The sequence below is a fragment of the Pseudomonas sp. P4_B4 genome (genome assembly GCF_056402255.1).
On sequence record NZ_JBFUHS010000010.1, the window covers coordinates 118,121 to 138,947 of the forward strand.

Annotated in this window: 16 protein-coding genes and 1 pseudogene; 9 read left to right on the plus strand and 8 right to left on the minus strand. The window is 57.2% G+C overall.

Annotation, left to right across the window (positions count from 1 at the left end):
- Window positions 1-36: 36 nt before the first annotated feature.
- The 3 genes from AC1DVE_RS13455 (at window position 37) to AC1DVE_RS13465 (ending at window position 3,381) form a co-directional block, all read left to right on the plus strand.
- A complete protein-coding gene (locus tag AC1DVE_RS13455; RefSeq protein ID WP_046043091.1) occupies window positions 37-1,464 on the plus strand; it encodes a purine-cytosine permease family protein in 1,428 nt (475 codons plus the stop codon).
- A 73-nt stretch (window positions 1,465-1,537) separates the two neighbouring features.
- Window positions 1,538-2,152: a TetR/AcrR family transcriptional regulator gene (locus tag AC1DVE_RS13460; protein ID WP_223456352.1), complete on the plus strand. Its 615-nt coding sequence runs from the start codon at window positions 1,538-1,540 to the stop codon at window positions 2,150-2,152.
- Between the two features lie 5 nt (window positions 2,153-2,157).
- Entirely contained in the window at window positions 2,158-3,381 is a 1,224-nt protein-coding gene (locus AC1DVE_RS13465) for a DUF3422 domain-containing protein (protein WP_223456353.1), read from the plus strand.
- Between the two features lie 849 nt (window positions 3,382-4,230).
- On the opposite strand, the gene AC1DVE_RS13470 is transcribed toward AC1DVE_RS13465, so the two are convergent.
- The gene (locus tag AC1DVE_RS13470; RefSeq protein WP_223456354.1) at window positions 4,231-5,754 is read right to left on the minus strand and encodes a D-arabinono-1,4-lactone oxidase; all 1,524 of its coding nucleotides are present in this window, start codon (window positions 5,752-5,754) and stop codon (window positions 4,231-4,233) included.
- Window positions 5,755-5,847: 93 nt separating this feature from the next.
- A complete protein-coding gene (locus tag AC1DVE_RS13475) occupies window positions 5,848-6,177 on the minus strand; it encodes a hypothetical protein (protein ID WP_223456355.1) in 330 nt (109 codons plus the stop codon).
- A 912-nt stretch (window positions 6,178-7,089) separates the two neighbouring features.
- On the opposite strand from AC1DVE_RS13475, the gene AC1DVE_RS13480 reads away from it, so the two are divergent.
- Entirely contained in the window at window positions 7,090-7,752 is a 663-nt protein-coding gene (locus AC1DVE_RS13480; protein WP_223456356.1) for a WaaS/CpsH family glycosyltransferase, read from the plus strand.
- A 558-nt stretch (window positions 7,753-8,310) separates the two neighbouring features.
- Here AC1DVE_RS13480 and AC1DVE_RS13485 read toward each other — a convergent pair.
- Complete coding sequence (locus AC1DVE_RS13485; protein ID WP_223455566.1) at window positions 8,311-9,075, minus strand: tetratricopeptide repeat protein; 765 nt, start codon at window positions 9,073-9,075, stop codon at window positions 8,311-8,313.
- 120 nt (window positions 9,076-9,195) lie between these two features.
- On the opposite strand from AC1DVE_RS13485, the pseudogene AC1DVE_RS13490 reads away from it, so the two are divergent.
- The 4 genes and pseudogenes from AC1DVE_RS13490 to AC1DVE_RS13505 all read left to right on the plus strand — a co-directional run.
- Window positions 9,196-9,362: pseudogene (locus AC1DVE_RS13490) on the plus strand (tyrosine-type recombinase/integrase); the annotation flags it as partial.
- Between the two features lie 151 nt (window positions 9,363-9,513).
- Window positions 9,514-10,185 carry an eCIS core domain-containing protein gene (locus tag AC1DVE_RS13495; RefSeq protein WP_223455565.1) on the plus strand — a complete coding sequence of 224 codons (672 nt, stop codon included), beginning with the start codon at window positions 9,514-9,516 and terminating at the stop codon, window positions 10,183-10,185.
- Between the two features lie 352 nt (window positions 10,186-10,537).
- Window positions 10,538-11,974 (plus strand): NAD(P)-binding protein, encoded by a 1,437-nt coding sequence (locus AC1DVE_RS13500; protein ID WP_223455564.1) that lies wholly within the window; start codon window positions 10,538-10,540, stop codon window positions 11,972-11,974.
- A 164-nt stretch (window positions 11,975-12,138) separates the two neighbouring features.
- Window positions 12,139-12,624 carry a DUF6130 family protein gene (locus AC1DVE_RS13505; RefSeq protein WP_223536380.1) on the plus strand — a complete coding sequence of 162 codons (486 nt, stop codon included), beginning with the start codon at window positions 12,139-12,141 and terminating at the stop codon, window positions 12,622-12,624.
- A gap of 196 nt (window positions 12,625-12,820) precedes the next feature.
- On the opposite strand, the gene AC1DVE_RS13510 is transcribed toward AC1DVE_RS13505, so the two are convergent.
- The 4 genes from AC1DVE_RS13510 to AC1DVE_RS13525 all read right to left on the minus strand — a co-directional run bounded on the left by AC1DVE_RS13510 (window position 12,821) and on the right by AC1DVE_RS13525 (window position 18,407).
- Complete coding sequence (locus AC1DVE_RS13510) at window positions 12,821-14,062, minus strand: thiolase family protein (protein ID WP_223455569.1); 1,242 nt, start codon at window positions 14,060-14,062, stop codon at window positions 12,821-12,823.
- Between the two features lie 8 nt (window positions 14,063-14,070).
- Window positions 14,071-15,954, minus strand: coding sequence for a feruloyl-CoA synthase (locus AC1DVE_RS13515; protein WP_223536228.1), 1,884 nt, complete (start codon window positions 15,952-15,954; stop codon window positions 14,071-14,073).
- Window positions 15,955-16,044: 90 nt separating this feature from the next.
- On the minus strand, window positions 16,045-17,493 hold the full coding sequence (locus AC1DVE_RS13520) for an aldehyde dehydrogenase (RefSeq protein WP_223455562.1): 1,449 nt from the start codon (window positions 17,491-17,493) through the stop codon (window positions 16,045-16,047).
- 83 nt (window positions 17,494-17,576) lie between these two features.
- Window positions 17,577-18,407, minus strand: a complete 831-nt coding sequence (locus AC1DVE_RS13525) for a p-hydroxycinnamoyl CoA hydratase/lyase (RefSeq protein WP_046038330.1) — start codon at window positions 18,405-18,407, stop codon at window positions 17,577-17,579.
- Window positions 18,408-18,621: 214 nt separating this feature from the next.
- On the opposite strand from AC1DVE_RS13525, the gene AC1DVE_RS13530 reads away from it, so the two are divergent.
- Window positions 18,622-19,110 (plus strand): MarR family winged helix-turn-helix transcriptional regulator, encoded by a 489-nt coding sequence (locus AC1DVE_RS13530; protein WP_223455561.1) that lies wholly within the window; start codon window positions 18,622-18,624, stop codon window positions 19,108-19,110.
- A gap of 69 nt (window positions 19,111-19,179) precedes the next feature.
- Here the strand turns inward: AC1DVE_RS13530 and AC1DVE_RS13535 are convergent, their stop codons facing one another.
- The gene (locus AC1DVE_RS13535) at window positions 19,180-20,487 is read right to left on the minus strand and encodes an OprD family porin (RefSeq protein WP_411741610.1); all 1,308 of its coding nucleotides are present in this window, start codon (window positions 20,485-20,487) and stop codon (window positions 19,180-19,182) included.
- Window positions 20,488-20,827 lie beyond the last annotated feature (340 nt).

A 20,827-nucleotide genomic window follows, 5' to 3' on the forward strand; every position in this document is an offset into this window, starting at 1 on the left:
GGCTGTCGTACAGTACGACGCCCGAGAGGAACTGCCATGTCCGCCACCAAAGAAAGTGCGCAGCGCAAGACGTATATAGAACGGCGATCCATCGATTACATACCTGAGTCCGAGCGCCATGGCCGGCTGCTCAGTCAGTTCACCCTGTGGTTCGGCGCCAACCTTCAAGTCACTGCGATCGTCACTGGTGCACTGGCTGTCGTATTGGGCGGCGATGTGTTCTGGTCGCTGATTGGCTTGTTGATCGGGCAACTGTTGGGCGGCGCAATCATGGCGCTGCACGCCGCTCAGGGCCCCCAGTTGGGCCTGCCGCAGATGATCTCCAGTCGCGTGCAATTCGGCGTCTACGGCGCCGTTATCCCTATCGTCCTGGTCTGCCTGATGTACGTGGGCTTTTCTGCCAGCGGCTCGGTGCTTGCGGGCCAGGCCATCAGTCAACTGGTCAATGTCAGTGACGCCGCTGGCATCCTGATTTTCGCGGTGATGATCGTTGTGCTCACAGTGCTGGGCTATCGGACTATCCATTTGATCGGACGCCTGTCGAGCCTGATTGGCGTGGTGTCTTTCTTCTACTTGTTCTACCGCTTGCTGTCAGCTCATGACATCAGCGAGCTGCTTGGAAATCGACACTTTTCACTGGCCAGTTTTCTCTTGGCAATATCACTCTCGGCTTCCTGGCAGATCGCATTCGGCCCCTATGTCGCTGACTATTCGCGCTACCTGCCGAGAAAGACTTCAGCCTGGAAAACCTTTTTGGCTGTGGGCCTGGGCTCAGTGATCGGCACTCAAATTTCCATGGTCTTCGGTGTATTCGTCGCCGCCTTGGCGGGTGATCAGTTTGCCGGCCACGAGGTGTCCTACATCGTCGGCATGGGGGCCAGCGGCGTCGTCGCGTCACTGCTGTTTTTCAGTATCGTGTTCGGGAAGGTGACCATTACCACGCTCAACGCCTACGGTAGTTTCATGTCTCTGGCTACCATCATCAGCGGTTTCAGAGGCAACCAGGAAATTTCCAAAACCGTGCGGTTGATCTACATCCTGGTCATGGTCGGATTCGCCACGGCGCTGGCGCTGTTGGGGAGGCATTCGTTCCTTCATGACTTCTCAGCGTTCATCCTGTTCCTGCTGGCCTTTTTCACGCCCTGGAGCGCCATCAACCTAGTTGACTTTTATCTGGTGACCAAGGAGCGCTATGACATCCCCGCCCTCTCCAATCCGGATGGTCGATACGGACGCTGGAATGTCACCGGCATAGCAGTCTACGCCCTCGGCGTAGTGATTCAGATGCCCTTCATTGCCACCAGTTTCTACACCGGCCCCTTGGTTGAAACCTTGGGTGGGACGGACATTTCGTGGTTGATCGGCCTAACCGTACCAGCCCTCATTTACTACTGGGTGGCGCGTAACTCGACGCAACGGATTCCCGCGCAGCTGATTCTTCCGGAAGAAGCCAATCCAGCCTGATTACACACTCACGGCAGGGCGGTCCAGCAGGACCGCCACTGCACTTCTCTCAACGCAGAGCGCCTGACCTCCTATGCTTGCCGCAAACACACCGAAGCACCCCGCCCCGAGTGCCCGCGACCGCCTGCTCGATGTTGCACTGGAACTCTTTGCAACGCGCGGCTACCAGGCCATCGGCCTGCGTGACCTGGCTGGCCAGTTGGGGCTGCATGCCGGCTCGCTGTACAACCATATCGAGAACAAACAAAGCCTGTTGTTCGAACTGATCGAAGGCGCAGTCTCCGACCTGTTGGCCGGTACCAAGCGCCGCATGCGGGGAGCCCGGACGCACCGCGACCGTCTCCAGCGCTTTGTGCACGCATTTGTGGTGTTCAACCTGACCGAGAAACATCGGCTAATGCTGGTGACACGGGAGTTCGTCAACCTCAGCGATGATCAACAACAGGAGATCAATCAGCTGAAGAGCAGCTACGCCACCCTGCTGAAGGCCATCGTTTCCGCCGAGTGTGGCGAAACTGGCTGCATCAGTGACCGCACAGGCCTGATCACAGAGGCCGTCATCGGCATGCTTTACGGACAGTCCCTCTGGCAAATCATTGACGTCCCGGAACAAAAACTCACGGATGCCCTGACTCACTTTGCCCTGGGCATCATTGCCTGTAGCAGAGACTCAGCGCTCAAGGCATAAGCACTATGCACCCGTTACGACATACGCTTCATGACGAACTGCACGCCCGCCCTTCCCTGTACTTCAGCGAGCCGGCTTATGTTTTTCACCTGGCCGTCTTGGGCAGCGACAATGAGCGACAGGCACTGCTCAACAGCCTCTACGACGAACCAGTCAGTGGTGAAATCCCCCAAGGCATCACCAGGCTTGACGAGCATTGGCTGAAATGGGAGCGACATGCGGAGTTCTTTACCCTTACTTACGTCGTCACCGCGAACACGGATCGCCCGCACTGGACTTCCTTGCCTGAGGCCCTGGCAGCAAAGATCAGCCCTTACACCCAGCTGCTGATCAACCGCGTGCAAATTGTGGTGCGCAACCATGACTCATGGGAGGGGGATCACGCGGCGTACGGATTCAAGGACCCGTGCGGCTCGTCCATCGGGGGTGGCGATGCGGCGGTATGGAGCGACTTCCGGCTGAGCGAATGCGGTGAAAACAGATTTTTGTTCATCAACACTCACCTCAACGCCTACCGCCAAGGTCGAATGATTCGCCGGCTACTTGAGATTGAAACCTATCGCATGATGGCCTCGCTTGCGCTTCCAACAGCGAAGCAATTGAGCTCGCAACTCGATGCCTTCGATAGAACCCTGGTCGACCTGTCGGAGCGAAACGCTGCGCCCGACTCCAGCAATGCAAAAAAACTGCTTTCAGAAATTGCAGCGTTGTCGGCCAAAGTCGTCAGTCTCTCAGCCAGGCACCGGCATCGCTTCAGTGCCACACAAGCTTACGCGCAGCTCGTATTCGATCGACTGGCAGAATTGCGGGAGAATCGCGCAGGTGACTACCAGCGCCTGGGAATCTTCATTGAGCGACGCTTCAAACCGACGGTAAGGTACTGCGCCGTGACGGAACAACGGCTCGATGTGCTGGCCAAGAGCGTGGCCAATCTAGGTGACCTTTTGCAGGCGCGCGTACAGGTAGAGATGGAAGAACAGAACGCCGAAATCCTGAAAAGCCTGAACGCCCGGGCCGATGCTCAGATCAAGATTCAGCGGGCGGTTGAAGGCCTTTCCATTATTGCCATCACGTATTACGTGCTGAGCTTGTTGAAATTGCTGTATTCGGGCGTCCATCTGCTGGGAGTCGACTTGTCACCAAGGTCCGCCGTGATTGTAATTGCGCCCGTCGCAGCTCTCATACTTTCACACATACTGATGCGGATTAGAGCCGTAAAACATCACTAAATCGTACTGAAAACTGCAGTATCAAGAGGTGGGCGACCCCACCTTACTGTTGATCTGACGATCTTTACGTTGAGTCAGCCCAGGCCGAAATCAGCTGACCGCAACCGACTGCTTTCGGTTGAATCCACAGTCGAAATCAGCCCTCCCGGACAGGCAGCGATCGGCCAATAGGAGCCATTCGTGACCGGAAGCAATCGGCCATTTTCTGCCACTCGCCAAGGGCAGTAATCGGCCCAGAGTGTGTAAAAACACGCAGACATCGTTTGGAAATCTGCGCTGCTACGTAATATCTGCCCGCGCTTGGCTAATCACTCCCCCTGTTGCGCGGGGTGGGCGATTCCACGGGCAAGACGCACGGTATAGTCCGTAGCGGCGGTCTCTAGCTCTTATGTCGCAGTAAGTGAGCGGACGCCTCAAAACCCGGGGGAACCATCCCTCAGTGGGCCAATGAGTAAAACTGTTCAGTTGCAGAAAAATTTTTCCCGGGGCCAAACATCTGGTCCTTGGTGATCATGTACATGAGCTCAATGCCACCCAGCAAAATGCTCGCGCAGCTAAAGCATTTAAGCCCGAGTAAAACGCCGCTAATTCCGGACTAATCAACGACTCACCGTATTCAATTCGATAGCCGCGCAGTCTACTGGATGCTTACTGCGACAGAACCACGGCGAGATCTGTCGGAAAACAGTTGTTTTCCGACAGACGTGTCCTCAACGCAAATGGCAACTGTAAGTCCTTAAAACGTCCACGAAAAACCGTGTCGGATAGCTGCAACAACTCGGAAATGCAACCCATCACGTTTCCAGGGGGCCGGCGTACATCCTCTACTCAATGCAGGTCCCTTTGCGGCTACGAAAACAGGCCCTGCTGCGACAAGAACGGATTCAGGAACATGCCGTGAGGATCGAGCTGGCGGCGCAAACTATTAAATTTCTGCAGATTCTGATCCGGGTAGAGTGATTTCACGTCTATATGCGGCGTGATGTATTGCCAATTCTTGGCCCAATGTGGCCGCCCGTTCCGGGCGCCGATCCAGTCCGCCATGACAGAGTTGATCATGGCGAGATGGGGAGCCATCGCCGCGGACCGCTTACCAGCATCGGGCTCGGATTTGGGATATGCACTAATGATTTCCATCCAGCAGACCCGGTCTTCCGTGGCACTTGAAAAAGCGGGAGACAACAGAGATTGACTCGTCTTCGTAAAGCGGGCGTGGAGACAGGTTGTGAGCGGAAAATCGCCTTGGAACTTGTAGGCATAGTTGAGTGCTGCGTACCAGGCCCGGACGATATTATCAACGTCCCATGCTCCCGGTCCCGTTTGAGGAATGGGAATGGCGACTTCGAGGTCGAGGACTGGAAAGGCCTGGTCTACATAAAACATTACGCGTGGGGCCGGGGCAACGAAGCCACCTTTGGCCTCGATAGCCTTTGCCCTATCGTGGATCGTGTTCCAAGTCAAAGACAGGATCGGCGTCCAGAATAGGGGATGGGTCGCCGTCCACTCCATGACCTGGGTCGCCATTTTATCGGCCCAGCCATCCGGCCTGAGCGGAATATCGCGTGACTCGTCTTGGGTCCGGTTAAATTTCTTGATCCAGATTTGCCCATTGTTGTAGCCGCTGCCCGGGAACCAGAACAGCTCGACATAGTCGTTCTCGGTCAACAGCTTGTGCAGACTATGCGGCCTTATCTCGCCCCCGGTGCCGTTCGGGTTCGGACCCATCACGCTTTCGGTAGCAGTGACGATTTCTTCGTCATGGAGATTGTAGAGCGGCTCGACCCGCAGCGTCAGCTTGGTGATGATCCCCAGTGTGCCGAGATTGACGCGAACGGCCGGCATATCGTCGGGAGTGGTTTCCTCAGAAAAAACGTGCAACTGGCCATCGGCAGCGACAATTTCGACCGCGTAGACAAGGTCGGACACCGTCTGCTGATTCCAGCCAGTGCCATGGCAGCCTGCCACCACGAAGCCAGTTGCGTTAATCGAGGCCAGAGCCCCCGTCGATGATAAATACATCTGCGGTAGCGACGGGTCCGGGGCAGTCAGGGCATCGCGGACTTCAGACCAGAGCGCCGAGGGCAGAAAGCTGACAAGATCGACCCCGTTGTTCTGCCATCGCCAAGCCTTTCGCGGGCCATCGGTATAAGCCGACATTTCGACGAGGGTCTCGCCATTGTTGACGATAAGGGGGCTGAAAGAATGACCGGTACCAATGGTACGTATAGTGGTACCAGCGCAACGTTTCACTAGATTCTGAACATCAGACAAGCTGGTGGGATAGGCGATTTCATCCGGTACGCTCGTCACGTTTCCCGCCCAGTTGGTCCAACGATTTTCATTGCCTTCGTCGTTATCGTTCTGATCGCTCACGATACATCTCCCTCTTCTATTGCCGAGCTTTATCGTTTCTTTCCGGTACAGCCCGGGCAGGAGCCGCAGCAATATGTCCGGGCGCCGGGACCATTATTCCACTGAGATCAACCCGAGAGTATTGCTCAATGTAGTGCCGGTAATTGTATAGTTGGCAACTACAGTGCTTCCCTTCTTGTAGATGAAGGATTGCCTTGCCTCATTGTCGTAGCCCCACACGACAAAGACATAGAGTGAAACAATACTTCCATCCGGAATATCGAACGCACCCGGATCAACTTCCTTGGTCTGACCAAGAAGAATGTCACCCGCATTGCCAGAAAGATGCTTTTCGCCGCCGTCATCAAGATATGTGACTTCGCCTCTTGCAACAAAACCGCCGCCATTATGCAGTGAAAACTTGCCAATCTCTTTTATAGCCATGAGTATTTATTCCTTAGATGATAACTGTCATCCGAGACGTCTAAACACGGACTGTGGTTGAACAAAGCACTCCAATGTTAATGCGAGCCTGTTTTTTATAGCAGCATTGCGGGATAACGCAAATTTTTACAAATGCTGGCGCAATCCGCAATTGGTGCGCAACTTGCTTAGCACACAAAATCGCATCGAGTTCTATCACCCCGCTACCGATTAATGCTTTTTTCTTTCTACCTATCAATCAATTCGCGATAACGCCGCTTCTTTGTTAGCCCGAGGTAGCGTCAAATTGCACTTTTGACCAAACACCCAACGATTCAAGTGCCACAAATGAATATTCGAATATAAGGATGCCTTGAGAACCGATTAGGCTAACTTCTTTAACATCTGCCCGCCTTTGAGCCGACACACTCCATGTCGGATCAGTAAAGAAATACTGGCCGTCATTGACAAACAAGACAGGTCCGTCGGTTGACGAATAGACTCCGATAAACCCACCGGGAAACTTGACATAAAAAGCATTATTTCGTGGCTTATTGTATTCGCGAAGCCCCCCTCGCCCAAAAATCAACATGCCTTTACCCATCAAATTTTAAATTGCGAAGTACTTCCTTAACGAAAACACTCGACATCTCTTGCTCCTTATCTTCCTGGTTCGCAACGATTTTCGCGTAATTGTACCCACAAACCTAAGCGCCTCCCTTGCGGCAGCTCCAGTGCGAACTGTTGTTTTTTTACAAGCCGTACTCTCTTCAGGGGTGATTACTTTATTTTTTTTCGCGCATGATCCAATGTAATTTTAAGTCTGCTACTAGAATCTCGGCCCATATGAAAAACTAGTTCACAGGTGAATGAAATTTACTACCGAAAATCATTAGGCGGCGGCGACACTACTTCTGCGCGCGGTAAAAACCTATGGTCGCGTCCGTCAGCCACGACAAGGTGGCCTACCTTTATGACAGTTTCAGCCGATTGCCGATGGGTACAGAAGAGCTTGCCCAGTACGACGAGGTGTTTTCGTTTGACCGGAAAAATGCTCAAAGCCATGGCCTGCAAAAGCTGTACAACTATATTTATGCCGACTATGACGCCGAAAGTCAGCCCCGCGAATACTCGGCTTTTGTAGTCATGTCCGGTAAAGACCGAGTCCCGCTTCTAGTGCGCCTGGCCCATGAGGTTGATCGTCTCAACATCTCCGATTACAAGTTTTTGGTTCAGTGCAAGAGCATCCTTGACTCGCATCCAGGCATAACCTATTTTAAAGAGCGGATGTCTTTGGAGTCCGTGGAGGAGTTGGTCAAAAAATCCAGGATTGTCATAGATATTTCTAAGGCCGGCCAGACGGGTTTGAGTTTTCGTTTTTTCGAAGCGATGGCGTTTCGCAAAAAAATCATCACAACGAACAGCAGCGTTACCGAATATGACTTTTATAACCCGTGCAATATTCTGGTCGTCGACGAGGCTTGCCCGGTAATTCCCGAGACATTCATCAACGCACCGTATGTGGATATTCCCGCTGAGGTCTATCAGAAATACACGTTGCAGGGTTGGGTTCAGACGGTCTTCTGCTTGCCGTAATTCCCTTCAAGATCGGCGCCGGCTTATTTACCGGCTCGATGTATTAGAAAAAGTGTTGTCACCCCTTTTCAATGACGCTAAGGCTCTGGCCCAAAAAAATGCGCAGGCTTTAAAAAGGGCAGGAGCGCAAATTTTGGCCATGGAAACTCATATCAGGGATCTGACGCCTCGGACTGTATTATCGGGCGAATTGACGATGCTCAGGATGCGGCCGAACAATTGTAAGCGCTTCAAGAACCCCACCTATTCAAAAATAGGCAGTGCGCTCAGCGAGGCTGATGAAAGCGAGCAGTTACAAGGCATCAGGGCTTCGTAGTTTTCAACCGAGATTACCTATGGCAGGCGTTCAAGTGTGTAGCGCAGCCACACAAAAGGGTTCTTGCCCGTTAGCTTTGACCGTCGTTTCTACGTCCATTGGTGGCGAACGCTGCTCGCCATTTCGCCCACGGCAACAGAATGACTTTCGGACTGCGTTTTTGGCACGCTGAACGACTGCAATGGGTCGGGGGCTGCCGGTCACGACCGGCAAAAATCGGCCAGAAGTGGACACTCAGAAACTCAACCGCGCACCAGGTAGGCCCCTGAGGGAACCCGATATCGCAGCTTCTTGCATTTGCCGGGTGCAGGCTGATGCCCCGGCGGACGATCAGGAAACCAAATTCGGCATTTGCCCGGAGGCGGCATATGGCCGCGGGGAATCTCAACCTCAGCGTACGCCCGCTCTGGCTCGACATTAGCCATTTGCACTTCCCCTTCGGGCTGAGGTCTGCTAGCCGTCGATAAATCCGGCGCCCGATCTGTCTCTGTGTTAGCGAAGTTGCCAGCGTCGCGCCCAGTGTCCGGAGTGGATTGCTCAACAACCGCCATTTCCGCTTCGCGGCGCCTTTGGGTCTCCTCTTCCAGCCCCTTCTGTACTGCGACCAGGTCCTCTTTGGCATTGGGTGGGGTACCCGAAGATTGGGCCTGCTGCGCCGCCTGGATCAATTGGAAGTTGCGGTTGCGCAACTCGACGTTGCGACCAACCCGCATGTTCGAGCGCGCCGCCAAGGTTTCAGCCTGCTGGTACTGCCCCTGCTGAAGACGCAACACACCGAGGTAATGCAGCGTCGCGGGATTGTTCGGCTGGATATGCAGGGCACGCTCCAGCGTGGCAGCGGCTTGGTCCAACTGGCCATTCTCATACTGCCGCGAGGCGGTTTCGATCAGGGTGGTTGATGCGCTGTTACTTTGCGAGGGAACTCTTCGCTCAGCAGCAACCGAACAAAGCGACGCGACGGCGCAGAACGCCAAGATGAGACCCGACAGAAAACTCTTGGTTGGCATCAGGGGACGGACTCGGCTGATCAAGGACGGCACTGCCGTAAAACAGGCCACAGCGCTGCTCGGCATCTCCGATATAAGGCCGCAATTGACCTGGCCAGTACCCTGAAGTTCCCGCTTGGGGTGACGACCATTGGCCTTGACCCAATCTTGTACGGCACTCACACGCTACGACGAACCTAAGCGCTGTCCAACTCCTGCTTGGTCATACGAAACTTGAAAGCACCGTCAGGCACCTGGAAATCGAGGTCGATGATGCTCTTGAAATGGCGGAACAGACGGAAGTCTGACTTCCACTGCGACGGTAGTGGTTAGACCGTCGCTTCCCGGCTAGGCGCGGCCTTTCAGGCAATGTTGGAGATGGCCTGAAGAAGTTGTGGAACTCAGGGAGTCGAACGGTAGTCGCAGCGGTCCAACACCTGGCAGGACAACGGGCGCGAGATGCCCAAAGTATCGTCTGCCGACCACCATTGCCTTTGGGAGAACCAATTGTTAACTGTCTTTTTACGTCAAATTTTCCGGTTAGCGATACCGCTCTTTTCCGTTGGCACTTCGTCCGCTGTTTTCGCCTGCCCGGAAGGACAGTACCAAGTCTGCATGGTCGCTTGTTTTTGTGCTCCAGGCTCCAAAGAGGAAACTGGGGAGATTTTCGAAAACATGAACCAAATGGCGGCCTCTGGATTGCAGAATTGGATTGTGCAATCGCGCAACACCGCGGCAACTGACGATATTCGGACAATCCCGCTGAATATTCGAGCCCAACTCGAACCCTACTATGACATCCAGGTGCTCGATTCGGCTCGCTACAAGGTAGGCGATGATGCAGAGCTGAACGCCGCACACACCATGCTGCAGAATCCCGATGTAAGTGCGGTCACCCTTATAGACATCATCGTCTTTCGCAGTCCCGATGATGCACTTAACAATGTCGCGCTATGGGCGCATGAATTGAAGCACGTGCAGCAGTACTTGCAATGGGGCGTTCACGAGTTTGCCACTCGCTATACCCGTGATTACACAACCGTTGAGGCGCCTGCCTACGAAATTCAAACCCAGGTAGCCAGAGCGCTAAGAGTCAGCGTGGCCCAGCCAGAGCCTCCTCGAAATCCTTGAGTTCAACGGGTTAAACCTGGTCGGCTAATGACGGATGAGATACTTGAAACGACCCGTTATAGACTTTTTTAACGTCCGCAAAGGGTTGCTTGCAGGCCTTCGCGAAAGGCAGCCAGCGCCCGATAAACGTCGTGAACACCTGCCGTGGGCTTGCGTCGCTGACGTATGCAGCGCCCTACAACTCCCCGCCAACGCAAGCGAGAAGCGCGTCGCAGGATGAGTGTCATGGGATTTAGAGAGTCGTTAAATCTGTTGGCAATTTAGGTAAGGAACAACTGTTCTTTTACGACAAGCAAAATGAACTAGCCTGATTCGATGGAGGCGAGTATTCACCCGTCATTAGGGCATACCTATGAACACAACCACCATAGCGACGGATTATCTGGTTGTCGGCGCGGGGGCAACAGCTATGGCCTTCGTCGATACATTGCTCGATGAGTCGGATGCGAGTGTGTTGATGGTGGATCGACATGCTCAACCTGGTGGACATTGGAACGATGCCTACTCGTTCGTCCGCTTGCACCAGCCGTCTGCCTTTTATGGAGTTAACTCCTGCGAGCTGGGCTCCGGCCAAAAAGACGAATCCGAATGGGGCGGTGGCTTATATGAATTGGCCTCAGGCGCCGAGATTGTCAGTTACTTCGATCAGCTTATGCATCATCGATTCTTGCCGTCAGGTCGGGTGCAATATTTTCCGATGCACAACTACGAAGGTGATCGCAGCAATAATCATTGCATCACATCCTTGGTCACCGGCGAAAGTAACCTTGTCCAGGTGCGCAGGAAGCTAGTGGACGCGACTATTGCACAGACAGCCGTTCCTTCGACCCATCCACCGCATTACCGGATAGAACCCGGAATACGGTGCGTACCGCTGAACGACTTGCCAAAGATCAGACAGCCTTACTTGCGTTACGTGGTGGTGGGAGGAGGAAAGACCGGCATCGATGCCTGTCTGTGGCTGCTGCAGAATGGCGTGGCACCAGGCAGGATTCAATGGATCGTTCCAAACGACCCCTGGCTGCTGGATCGCGCCAACCTTCAACCCGGCCAGGAGAATGTTGTACGAACAATCGGTAGCCTCGCTAACCAGTTCGAAGCAATAGGTGCTGCAGATTCGATCCCGGACCTATTCTTCAGACTCGAACGTGTCGGCGAACTGGTGCGCATCGATCAAGCCGTCGAACCCACCGCCTTCCGTGCTGCGACCATTTCACAGGGTGAATTGCGTGCACTACGGCGCATAAGCAATGTAGTGCGCTTGGGGCGGGTTTGCGCGATTGAAGCCAACCGTATATCCCTCGAAAGGGGCTGCATCGCTGGAGATCCCGACGCCCTTTACGTCGACTGCAGCGCTAGCGCTGTCCCAATTATTCCTGATGGAATCGTGAAAGCATTTGATGGCAATCGCATCAATTTGATGACAGTAAGCAGTTATCAGATCTTATTCAGTGCCGCAGTAATCGCATACGTGGAAAGTCACTTCGACGATCAGATGCAGATGAATGAACTATGCGGGATTGTCCCACTACCACGCTCACCGGTGGACTGGGTCAGAATGTGGGCCGCTTATCTTGGCAATCAACGGCAATGGAAGAACCACGCGGGGTTGTCCAACTGGCTTACGCAGTGCCATCTGCACCTTTTGCCGATAGTGATGAGAAGCCTGCAGGAGGGGGATCCTGAAAAGCTGGCAGTGTTGAACCGATTTACTGAAGCTAGAAAGAAAGCCTTGGAAAATATCCCCAGGCTCTTGCGGGCCGTAGAAGGTTCAGCGCAATCGTCCTGAGCGAATGAGTTGGGTCGGTTGTTGTCTGCTCCCGCAGACAGAAACCGGCCAAAAGCTGTCAGTCAGCGTCGATGAAATACGTGGGTGATTCCAATTTCAAATAAACACTGGGAAATACTCGGATCGATCTAGGCTTGAATGAAACCACGCGGGAGAAAAACACCATGTCCCTCGCTCCCCGAAATCTATTGGCCCTGGCTTTGGGTGTCTTCTTTTGCACAGCCGTGTGCGGACAAGGGGTAGCAGACACCGATTCCCCACCGGCAATACTTCCATTGGAATCCGAGACTGCGCCAAAACTCATTGTCTACCCGCCGCTTGCCGAGCCACTCGCCCGCGGTGTTGTCATTATCCAGTATCGAGCAGAACACGCCAGGATCATGCCGGTATTTGGCAAGGCGGCTGTTGATGTATCACCACGTCTCGGTCACCTCCACGTGACCGTCGACGACTGGAAAGGTACATGGGCGCACACCAGCGAAGACCCGATTATCCTGGTTGGACTGACGCCCGGCACTCACAAGGTTCTTCTTGAAGTGGCCGACCCGACTCACAAAATCCTCACCAGTACGACAGTGAGTTTTATAGTTCCGGAGAAGAAACCAACGGACGCTCCCCACATTGACGATGATCACGCAGTAAAACCATAACTGCTGGGTGTTCATAGCTAACTGCGGTGGTGTGAGTAGCCCCTGATTTCGAAAACACATCTGACTGACTACTCAGCCGATTTCTGCCTTTCGTCACCGTCAGCAATGGGTCGGTTGCAGCCCTTCCCGGCAATCACCTCTCGGCCAGAACCGGTCATTACCGGAAAACACAGATTGTCCGTCAGCCGACGAAACCTCAGGCCCGCCAGGCCGGATTCTCGATCAATAGCGCCATGCCTTGCCCGCCGCCAACACAGGCCGCGGCGACCCCGTAACGCAGATTGTGCTCACGCAGTTGTCGGGCCAGGGTCAGCACCAGGCGCAAGCCACTGGCGGCCAAGGGGTGACCGAGTGCCAACGAACCACCCTGGACGTTCAGACGCGAACGATCCAGCTCCAGTTCCTGAGCCACCGCCAGGACCTGGGCGGCCTGGGCTTCGTTGATTTCGAAGCGATCGATCTGCTCCAGGCTCAAGCCGCTGCGCTGCAACAGCAGGCGAATCGCCGGTGCCGGACCGATGCCCATGAACTCCGGCGCCACGCCGACCACCGCGCTGGCCCGCAGCAAGGCCAGCGGTGTATCCCGACAGGCCGCAGCGCGCCCGACCAGCGCCGCTGCCGCGCCATCGACCACTGCACAACTGTTGCCGGCGGTTTGCACCCCACCTTCGTGCACGCTGCGCAATCGGGCCAAAGCCGCGATTTCTCCGGGCCGAGGGTGGCTGTCCTCACTCACCGCGGCGACACCGCGTGACAGGCGGATGCTGCGTGGCTGATAGCCTTCCAGCTCAAACGTCTGATGCCCCACGGCAACGATCTCGGGTGACAACCACCCGGCCTGCTTCGCCGCAAACGCCCGCTGATGACTGGCACAGGCGTAGGCGTCCACCGCTTCGCGAGTCAGCCCATAACGCCGCGCCAGGTTGTCGGCGGTGGTGATCATGTCCACCCCGGGAGCCGGGTCGTACAACGCTTCCCAGAGAAAATCCTTGAACTGCACTTGCGCGCCAAGACGGAAACCGCCTCGATGGGTATAGGCCGCAATCGGATTGCGCGACATCGATTCGGTGGCCACGCACAACGCCAACTGCACGCCGTCATCCAGTTGCCTGGCGGCCTGGCGCAGCAGTTCGAAACCGGTGGCGCAGATGCGCTGCACCCCCAGTGCCGGAACCGATTGCGCCACGCCACTGTAGAGGCCGATGTGCCGTGGCAGCAGGTAGGCATCGAAACTGGCCTGGGCCATGGAACCCGCCAGCACGCTGTCTACCGCCAGCGGATCGACTGCCGCGCGCGCCAGTACTTCGCGCCCGACCTTGATGCCCAGGTCGATCGGCGACACCTCGGCCAGTGCCCCACCGAGGTCCACCCACGGCGTGCGTACCGCATCGAAAATAGCCGCATCGGCAAAGGCCGAGTACTGCCCGCCTGCGTTCACGACTTCGCTCACGATTTCGCCCCGGCGCGCAGGATGGCCGGATCGAGCCCGCGATACAGCGCCTCGACCTGCTCCGCGCGCCACTGCAATACCGCACGCTGATTGATCGAGCCCTTGTCGGTGATTTCACCCCGGTCGATGGACGCTGGCTCATCGAGCAAGGCGATCCACTCCAGGCGACTGGCGTTGCCCGTGGCCTCGCGATTGAGTCGCTGCAACCAGCCGGCGAACCACTCGCGTACCGGCGCGCTGGCCAACACCTCGGTGTCGCTGGCACTGGCCGCCAGCCCTGACAGCCGTCGACATTCGAACATCCGCGCAAAGACCAGCGCGCCCAGGCATTCGCGATCTGGCGCGCTCACCACCAGGTCCTGGACATAGGGCGAACCTTCGAGTACCGCGCGGCTGCGCAATGGCCCGACGCTGACAAACACCCCGGATGACAACTTGAAATCTTCGGCGATGCGCCCGTCAAACATCAGCCCCAATTGCGGATCGCGCGGGTCGGCGAGCTTGAGCGCATCGCCGGAACAGTAGAAGCCCTGCGGGTCAAACGCTTCGAGGGTCTGCTGCGGTGACCGCCAGTAGCCGGGCATGATGTGCGGCCCACGAAAGCGCCCTTCCAGTTTGCCGTCCACCGGCACCAGGCGCACCTCGCAACCAGGCGCCGGCAGGCCGACATAACCGGCCATGGACAACGACCCGGTGGTGAAGGTGCAGGACGGCGAAGCCTCGGTCATGCCGAGCCCGGCCATCATGCGGATACGTTCACCGCAGTGCTGTTCGCTGATCCGGTCGAGTCGGTCCCAGACACTTTGCGACAGACCGGCCGCGGCGAAGAAGAACAAGCTGATACGTTTGAAAAAGATCTCCCGCAGCTCCACATCCTGCTCCAGTGCCGAGGCCAGTTCTTCCCAGCCCTTGGGCACGGTCAGGTAAGCGGTGGGCGACACTTCCTTGAGGTTACGCAGGGTCTGCGCGAAACCCTGCGCTGTGGGTTTGCCGTCGTCCAGGTAAAAGCTGCCACCGTTGTAGAGCACGATGCCGACGTTATGGCTGCCGCCGAAGGTGTGGTTCCACGGCAGCCAGTCCACCAGCACCGGCGGTTCTTCGCCGAACACCGGAAACGTCTGCAACAGCATCTGTTGGTTAGAGCACAGCATGCGTTGGGTGGTGATCACCGCCTTGGGCAATTTGGTCGAGCCAGAGGTGAACAGGAACTTGGCGATGCTGTCCGGCCCCGTGCTGGCAAACGCGGCTTCGGCCTCGGCAGCGCCCGGTTGCTCAAGCAGGCTGGCAAAGCTCACCTGGCGACGCCCCGCGACCTGGCCACGCACGGTGATCAGTGGCGTTTGGGCCGGTAGCACGGCATCGATGGCACGCTGGTAGGCCGCGGCATCACTGACAAACACCAGGCCAGGCTGCAGCAGGTCGCAGACGTGACGCAGCTTGGCGAAATCCTGGGACAGCAGCGAATAGGCCGGCGACACCGGGCAGTAGGGAATGCCCGCGTACAGGGCGCCGAAGGCGAGTTGCAAATGCTCGATGTCATTGCCCGAGAGCAGCACCAGCGGTTTGTCCGCCGACAGGCCGTAGCTCAACAGGCTTTGGGCGATGGCCCGGACACTGTCGAGCATCTCGGCGTAACTGACCCGGCGCCACTCGCCGTCGGCCTGGCGGGCGGCGATAAAAGTCTGCTCGGGACGCACCCGGGCCCAATGCACCAGACGGTCGAGCAGTCGCGGCGGATACTCGGCCAATGGCTCCAGGGAACGCATGTGCAATGCACCCTGCTGTTCTGTCACCTCGACCGCTGCGCGACCGATGGACACGTGACGGTAGCGCGGCGCGCTGATCTGGGTGTGGGGTTGCGATCTGAATTCGGAACTCACGTGCTTGTTCTCCATCAAGGCACGCTACCACCAAGCCGCACGAATGGGCATGGTGGTGGCTGCAGCCTTTTTTATTGTTATTTCTGCTGTTCAGATCGGGTAATGCCGCGGTCCATGCTGCAAGGTGACCCAGCGCAACTGGGTGAAATGCTCGATGGACGCCTTGCCGCCAAAACTGCCGTAGCCGCTGGACTTGACCCCGCCGAAGGGCATTTGCGCTTCGTCGTGCACGGTCGGGCCATTGATATGGCAGATGCCCGACTCGACCCGTTGGGCCAGCGCCAGGGCGCGCCCGGTATCGCGGCTGAAAATCGCCGCCGACAACCCGAACTCGGAGTCGTTGGCCAGGCGCAGCAACGCTTCATCGCCCTCCCCGCGCAACAACACCGCCACCGGGCCGAAGGACTCTTCGCGATACAGACGCATGGTCTCGTTGACGCCATCGAGCAAGGTCGGCTGCAAAATGCTGCCGTCCAGTTGCCCACCGACCACCAGTCGCGCGCCCTTGCCCAAGGCATCGTCGATCAACCCCTTGATGCGCGTTCCGGCACTGGCATCGACCAGCGAACCGAGCACCGAATCCGCCGATGCAGGATCACCGGCGCGCAGGGTCTCGACCTTGGCCGCCAGCTTTTCGACAAAGGCGTCGGCGACCTTGGCATCGACGATCAGCCGTTCAGTGGACATGCAGATCTGCCCCTGATTGAAGTACGCGCCGAAGGCCGCTGCCTCCACCGCCGCATCCAGGTCGGCATCATCGAGCACCAGCAACGGTGCCTTGCCACCCAGCTCCAGCAAGGCCGGCTTGAGGTGGCGCGCCGAGAGCTCGCCGACAATGCGCCCGACATGGGTCGAACCGGTGAAGTTGACCCGCCGCACCGCCGGGTTGGCGATCAGCCGCTCGACAATCGCCGCGGCATCGGCCGGGGCATTGCTGATGACATTGACCACGCCATCACCCAATCCTGCATCCTGCAAGACCTGGCCGATCAGGCGATGCACTGCCGGGCTCAACTCGGAGGCCTTGAGCACCACGGTATTGCCGCACGCCAGCGGCATGGCGATGGCGCGGGTGGCGAGAATCACCGGGGCATTCCACGGGGCGATACCCAGCACCACACCGCAGGGTTGGCGCAGGGCCATGGCAAAACTGCCCGGCACATCCGAGGGGATGACTTCGCCATAGATCTGGGTGGTCATCGACGCCGCTTCACGCAGCATGTTGGCTGCCAGCCGCACGTTGAATCCGTACCAGTTGGCCATGGCCCCGGTTTCGCCAGCCGCTGCAATGAACTCGGCACTGCGCGCCTGCAACTGCTCGGCCGCCTTGAGCAAACGGCTGCGACGTTCATTGGGCGCCAGGGCGGCCCAGGCGGGAAACGCTGCCTGGGCCGCAGCCACCGCGGCATCGGCATCTTCCAGGGTGGCGGCAGCAACCCGCGATACCCGTTCACCGGTCACCGGGTTGCGGCGTTCGAAGGTCCGACCGTCGCGGGCAGGCAGCGACTGGCCGCCAATCAGCAGGGGCACGTCCAGCATGGTGATTCCTCTTTATTGTCTTTATCGGGAATACATTCGAGCGATGCAGAGCGCCGGGGCGCAGATGCACCCGGCGATCAGTCTCAGCGTTTGTAGGCCTGCAGACCGGGCTTGATGCTCTTGTCGTCGAGGAACTGCTTCATGCCCTGCTCGCGGCCACCTTCGGTATCGAGCAGGCGCGACTGGTCAAGCTTGGCGTACAGGTAGTCCTCGTTCTGCTCCCAGGTCAGCTCGCGGCAGCGCTTGAAGCCATGCTTGGCCGCACGCAGTACCACCGGGTTTTTCTCCAGCAGGTTGCGCGCCAGATCCACGGTGACTTCACGCAGTTGCGCCAGGGGTACGCTTTCGTTGACCAGGCCCATCTCGGCGGCTTTCTGCCCGCCGAAGGTCTTGCCGGTCATGATGTAGTACAGCGATTGACGATGGCCCACGGTGTCGGCCATGGCCTTGCTCACCAGGTTGCCCGGCGGGATGCCCCAGTTGATTTCCGAGAGGCCGAAAGTCGCTTCGTCGGCGCAGATCGCCAGGTCACAGGCCACCAGCGGGCTGAAGCCGCCACCGAAACACCAGCCGTTGACCATGGCGATGGTCGGCTTGGTGTACATGCGCAGCAGTTTCCATTGCCATTGCGAGGCTTCGCGGCGGATTTTTTCCTGGAGGATCTCCGGGCCCGCGTCCACTTCGCGGAAGTATTCCTTGAGGTCCATGCCCGCGGTCCAGGCTTCGCCGGCACCGGTCAATACCAACACGCCGGCCGCCGGATCCTGCTCCAGGGTTTCCAGCACATCGATCATTTCCCGGTTGAGTGTCGGGCTCATGGCGTTGCGTTTTTCCGGGCGATTGAGAATGACCCAGGCGATGCCTTCTTCGATCTCGACCTTGACGGTTGTCCAGCGACCTTCGTAGTTGCTCATGGCGATGCTCTCTTGTTCTTGGCTTGAAGATGACTGGAAATTAAAGGACCCATATAGTTATGTCAATTAACTATTAATCGAATTAACCATTTTTTTATCCACCCGCAAATATCCTCCGAACCCATCGCACTGAACGACGGGCATAGCTATCAGCGGCCAACCCCGGCAAACTAGATACGCTTGTTAACCTCCACTTCTTCAGGATTCACCCGCAATGGCCAAGCCTTCTCCCCTCGCCGACCAGAGCGAGTCCCCGTCCGCCACCGCCGAGCTGCAGGCACCGCTGGATTCGGCACTGGATGACCTGATCGGCTACGCGATGCGGCGCGCCCAACTCAAACTGTTCCAGAACCTGATCGGTCGCCTGTCAGCCCACGACCTGCGCCCCGCGCAATTCTCGGCCCTAGCGATCATCGAGCAGAATCCAGGGCTGATGCAGGCCGACCTGGCCCGGGCCCTGGCCATCGAGCCGCCGCAGGTGGTGCCGCTGCTCAATAAACTGGAAAGCCGCGCGCTGGCGGTGCGGGTGCGCTGCAAGCCGGACAAACGCTCCTACGGAATCTTCCTGAGCAAGACCGGCGAAACCTTGCTCAGGGAGCTAAAGCAGATTGCCGCACAAAGCGATTTCGACTCCACTTCATCGCTGACCGGCGAAGAGCGCGAGGAGCTGCTGCGCTTGCTGAGAAAGGTTTACCAGGACTGAACGCACGCTGCCGGCACGCTCCCCTCCAAAAAAAGGGACGGCCGGCGGGGAACATCGAAGGACCCGGGATTACCAGATCGGCAAGGTATAGAGCACCAGGAAGCGGGTCTGGTTTTCATCGCGAAATGCCGCGCCGGCCGGGAAGTCATTGCGGTAGATCGACTTGCGCGCCAACAGACCGACGTTTTTCAGCGGACCGCTCTGAATCACATAACCCAGCTCCATCTGAAACTCGCGTTCCTTACGGTCATCGGCATTGAAAGCGGCCAACTCGATATTGTCGCCGCGCACATAACGCAACCGCCCCTTCAGCCCAGGCACGCCGGATGCGACGAAGTCATAGTCGTAGATGGCCTGCCAGGTGCGTTCCCTGGCATTGAGAAAGTCCGAACTCATGGTCAGCTCGCTCATGCCCATCAACTCGGTGCCAGAGATGTACGGCGTCGCCGTGTCGCCACTGGCGTGCATGTAGCCGAGGCTCACCCGGTGCCCGCCGAAGCGGTAGCCGAACAATGCCGAGAGGTTGCGGTTGTCCACCTCACCCGCCTTGGCGCTGCCATCCTCGCGGCTGAAAAAACTGCGCAAGTCACTGGTGAACACGCCTTCGCCGAGCGGCAGGTTATGCAGCAATGCCAGGGTGTCCTGTTGGTACAGGTCGGTCACCTCGGCATGGTAGGCGCGCAGGCTCAGGTCCTTGTTGACCTGGTAATCACCTCCCAGATAAGCCAGGTGTGAGGTGGTGGCAGCGCCGTTGAAACGCCGGTTCGGCGAGGCGATGGCCATGGCCTGATAGTCCGTGGAATCACGCTTGTTGATGCGATCGATGTAACCGGTGTTCAGGGTCAGGCCATCGATGTCCCTGGAACTGAGCGTGGTGCCGCGAAAGGTCTGTGGCAGCAGTCGCGACGGGCTGGCAAAGGCAAACGGCAGGAAGATCGAGACATCGCCGCTCTTGACCGTTGTCTGGGCAAACCGCAGCTTGGCCGTCGGCGCCAGCCGCGAATAGTCATCCGCCGCGCGCTTGTCGCTGGCCGACACCGGCAACAGTTCGGTGCCGCTGCGATCCGGAGCGGAATCGAGCTTGACCCCCAGCAACCCCCGCACATCCAGACCAAAGCCTACAGTTCCTTCGGTAAACCCCGACTCCATGCCCAGGATGAAACCCTGGGCCCATTCCCGCGCGGCCGTCTTGGCGCCGCCGTCCTGGTACTCACGGTCGATGTAGTAATTGCGCAGGGTCAAGTTTGCGTGACTGTCCTCGATAAATCCCTCGGCCCGCAGCTGAGAAGGCAGAACGCTGACGCCAAGCAGCGCCACGACCCACCCTGGATGGATACTGCAAACGCAGGGGAGTGACGCTATGGAACCGGTGTTCATGGGGCGTTTTGGCATGTTCGATGTCCACTTTTTATTGTTGTTTTTGAGTGCCGGCCCCGCACGGGTCTGCCGGTTTCACGATCAGAGAATGGAAACAGCCAAGGGGCGTCGTCAATCACTAATGACCGATAATCGAACATTAATATTATTATCTACTTTTGCATAAGCATCACAATGCATTCATAACAATCTGTTTTTAAACACTTTATTCGTAGTTTTTTGCAATTCTCAGGACATCATTCTTTTTTTAGTTATCTTTGTTATCTTAATCGTCAGCAGTCACTGACGGCGCACCCAACGCTCGGAGGGCTCGACTGCATAACAAAAACAACAATGAGGT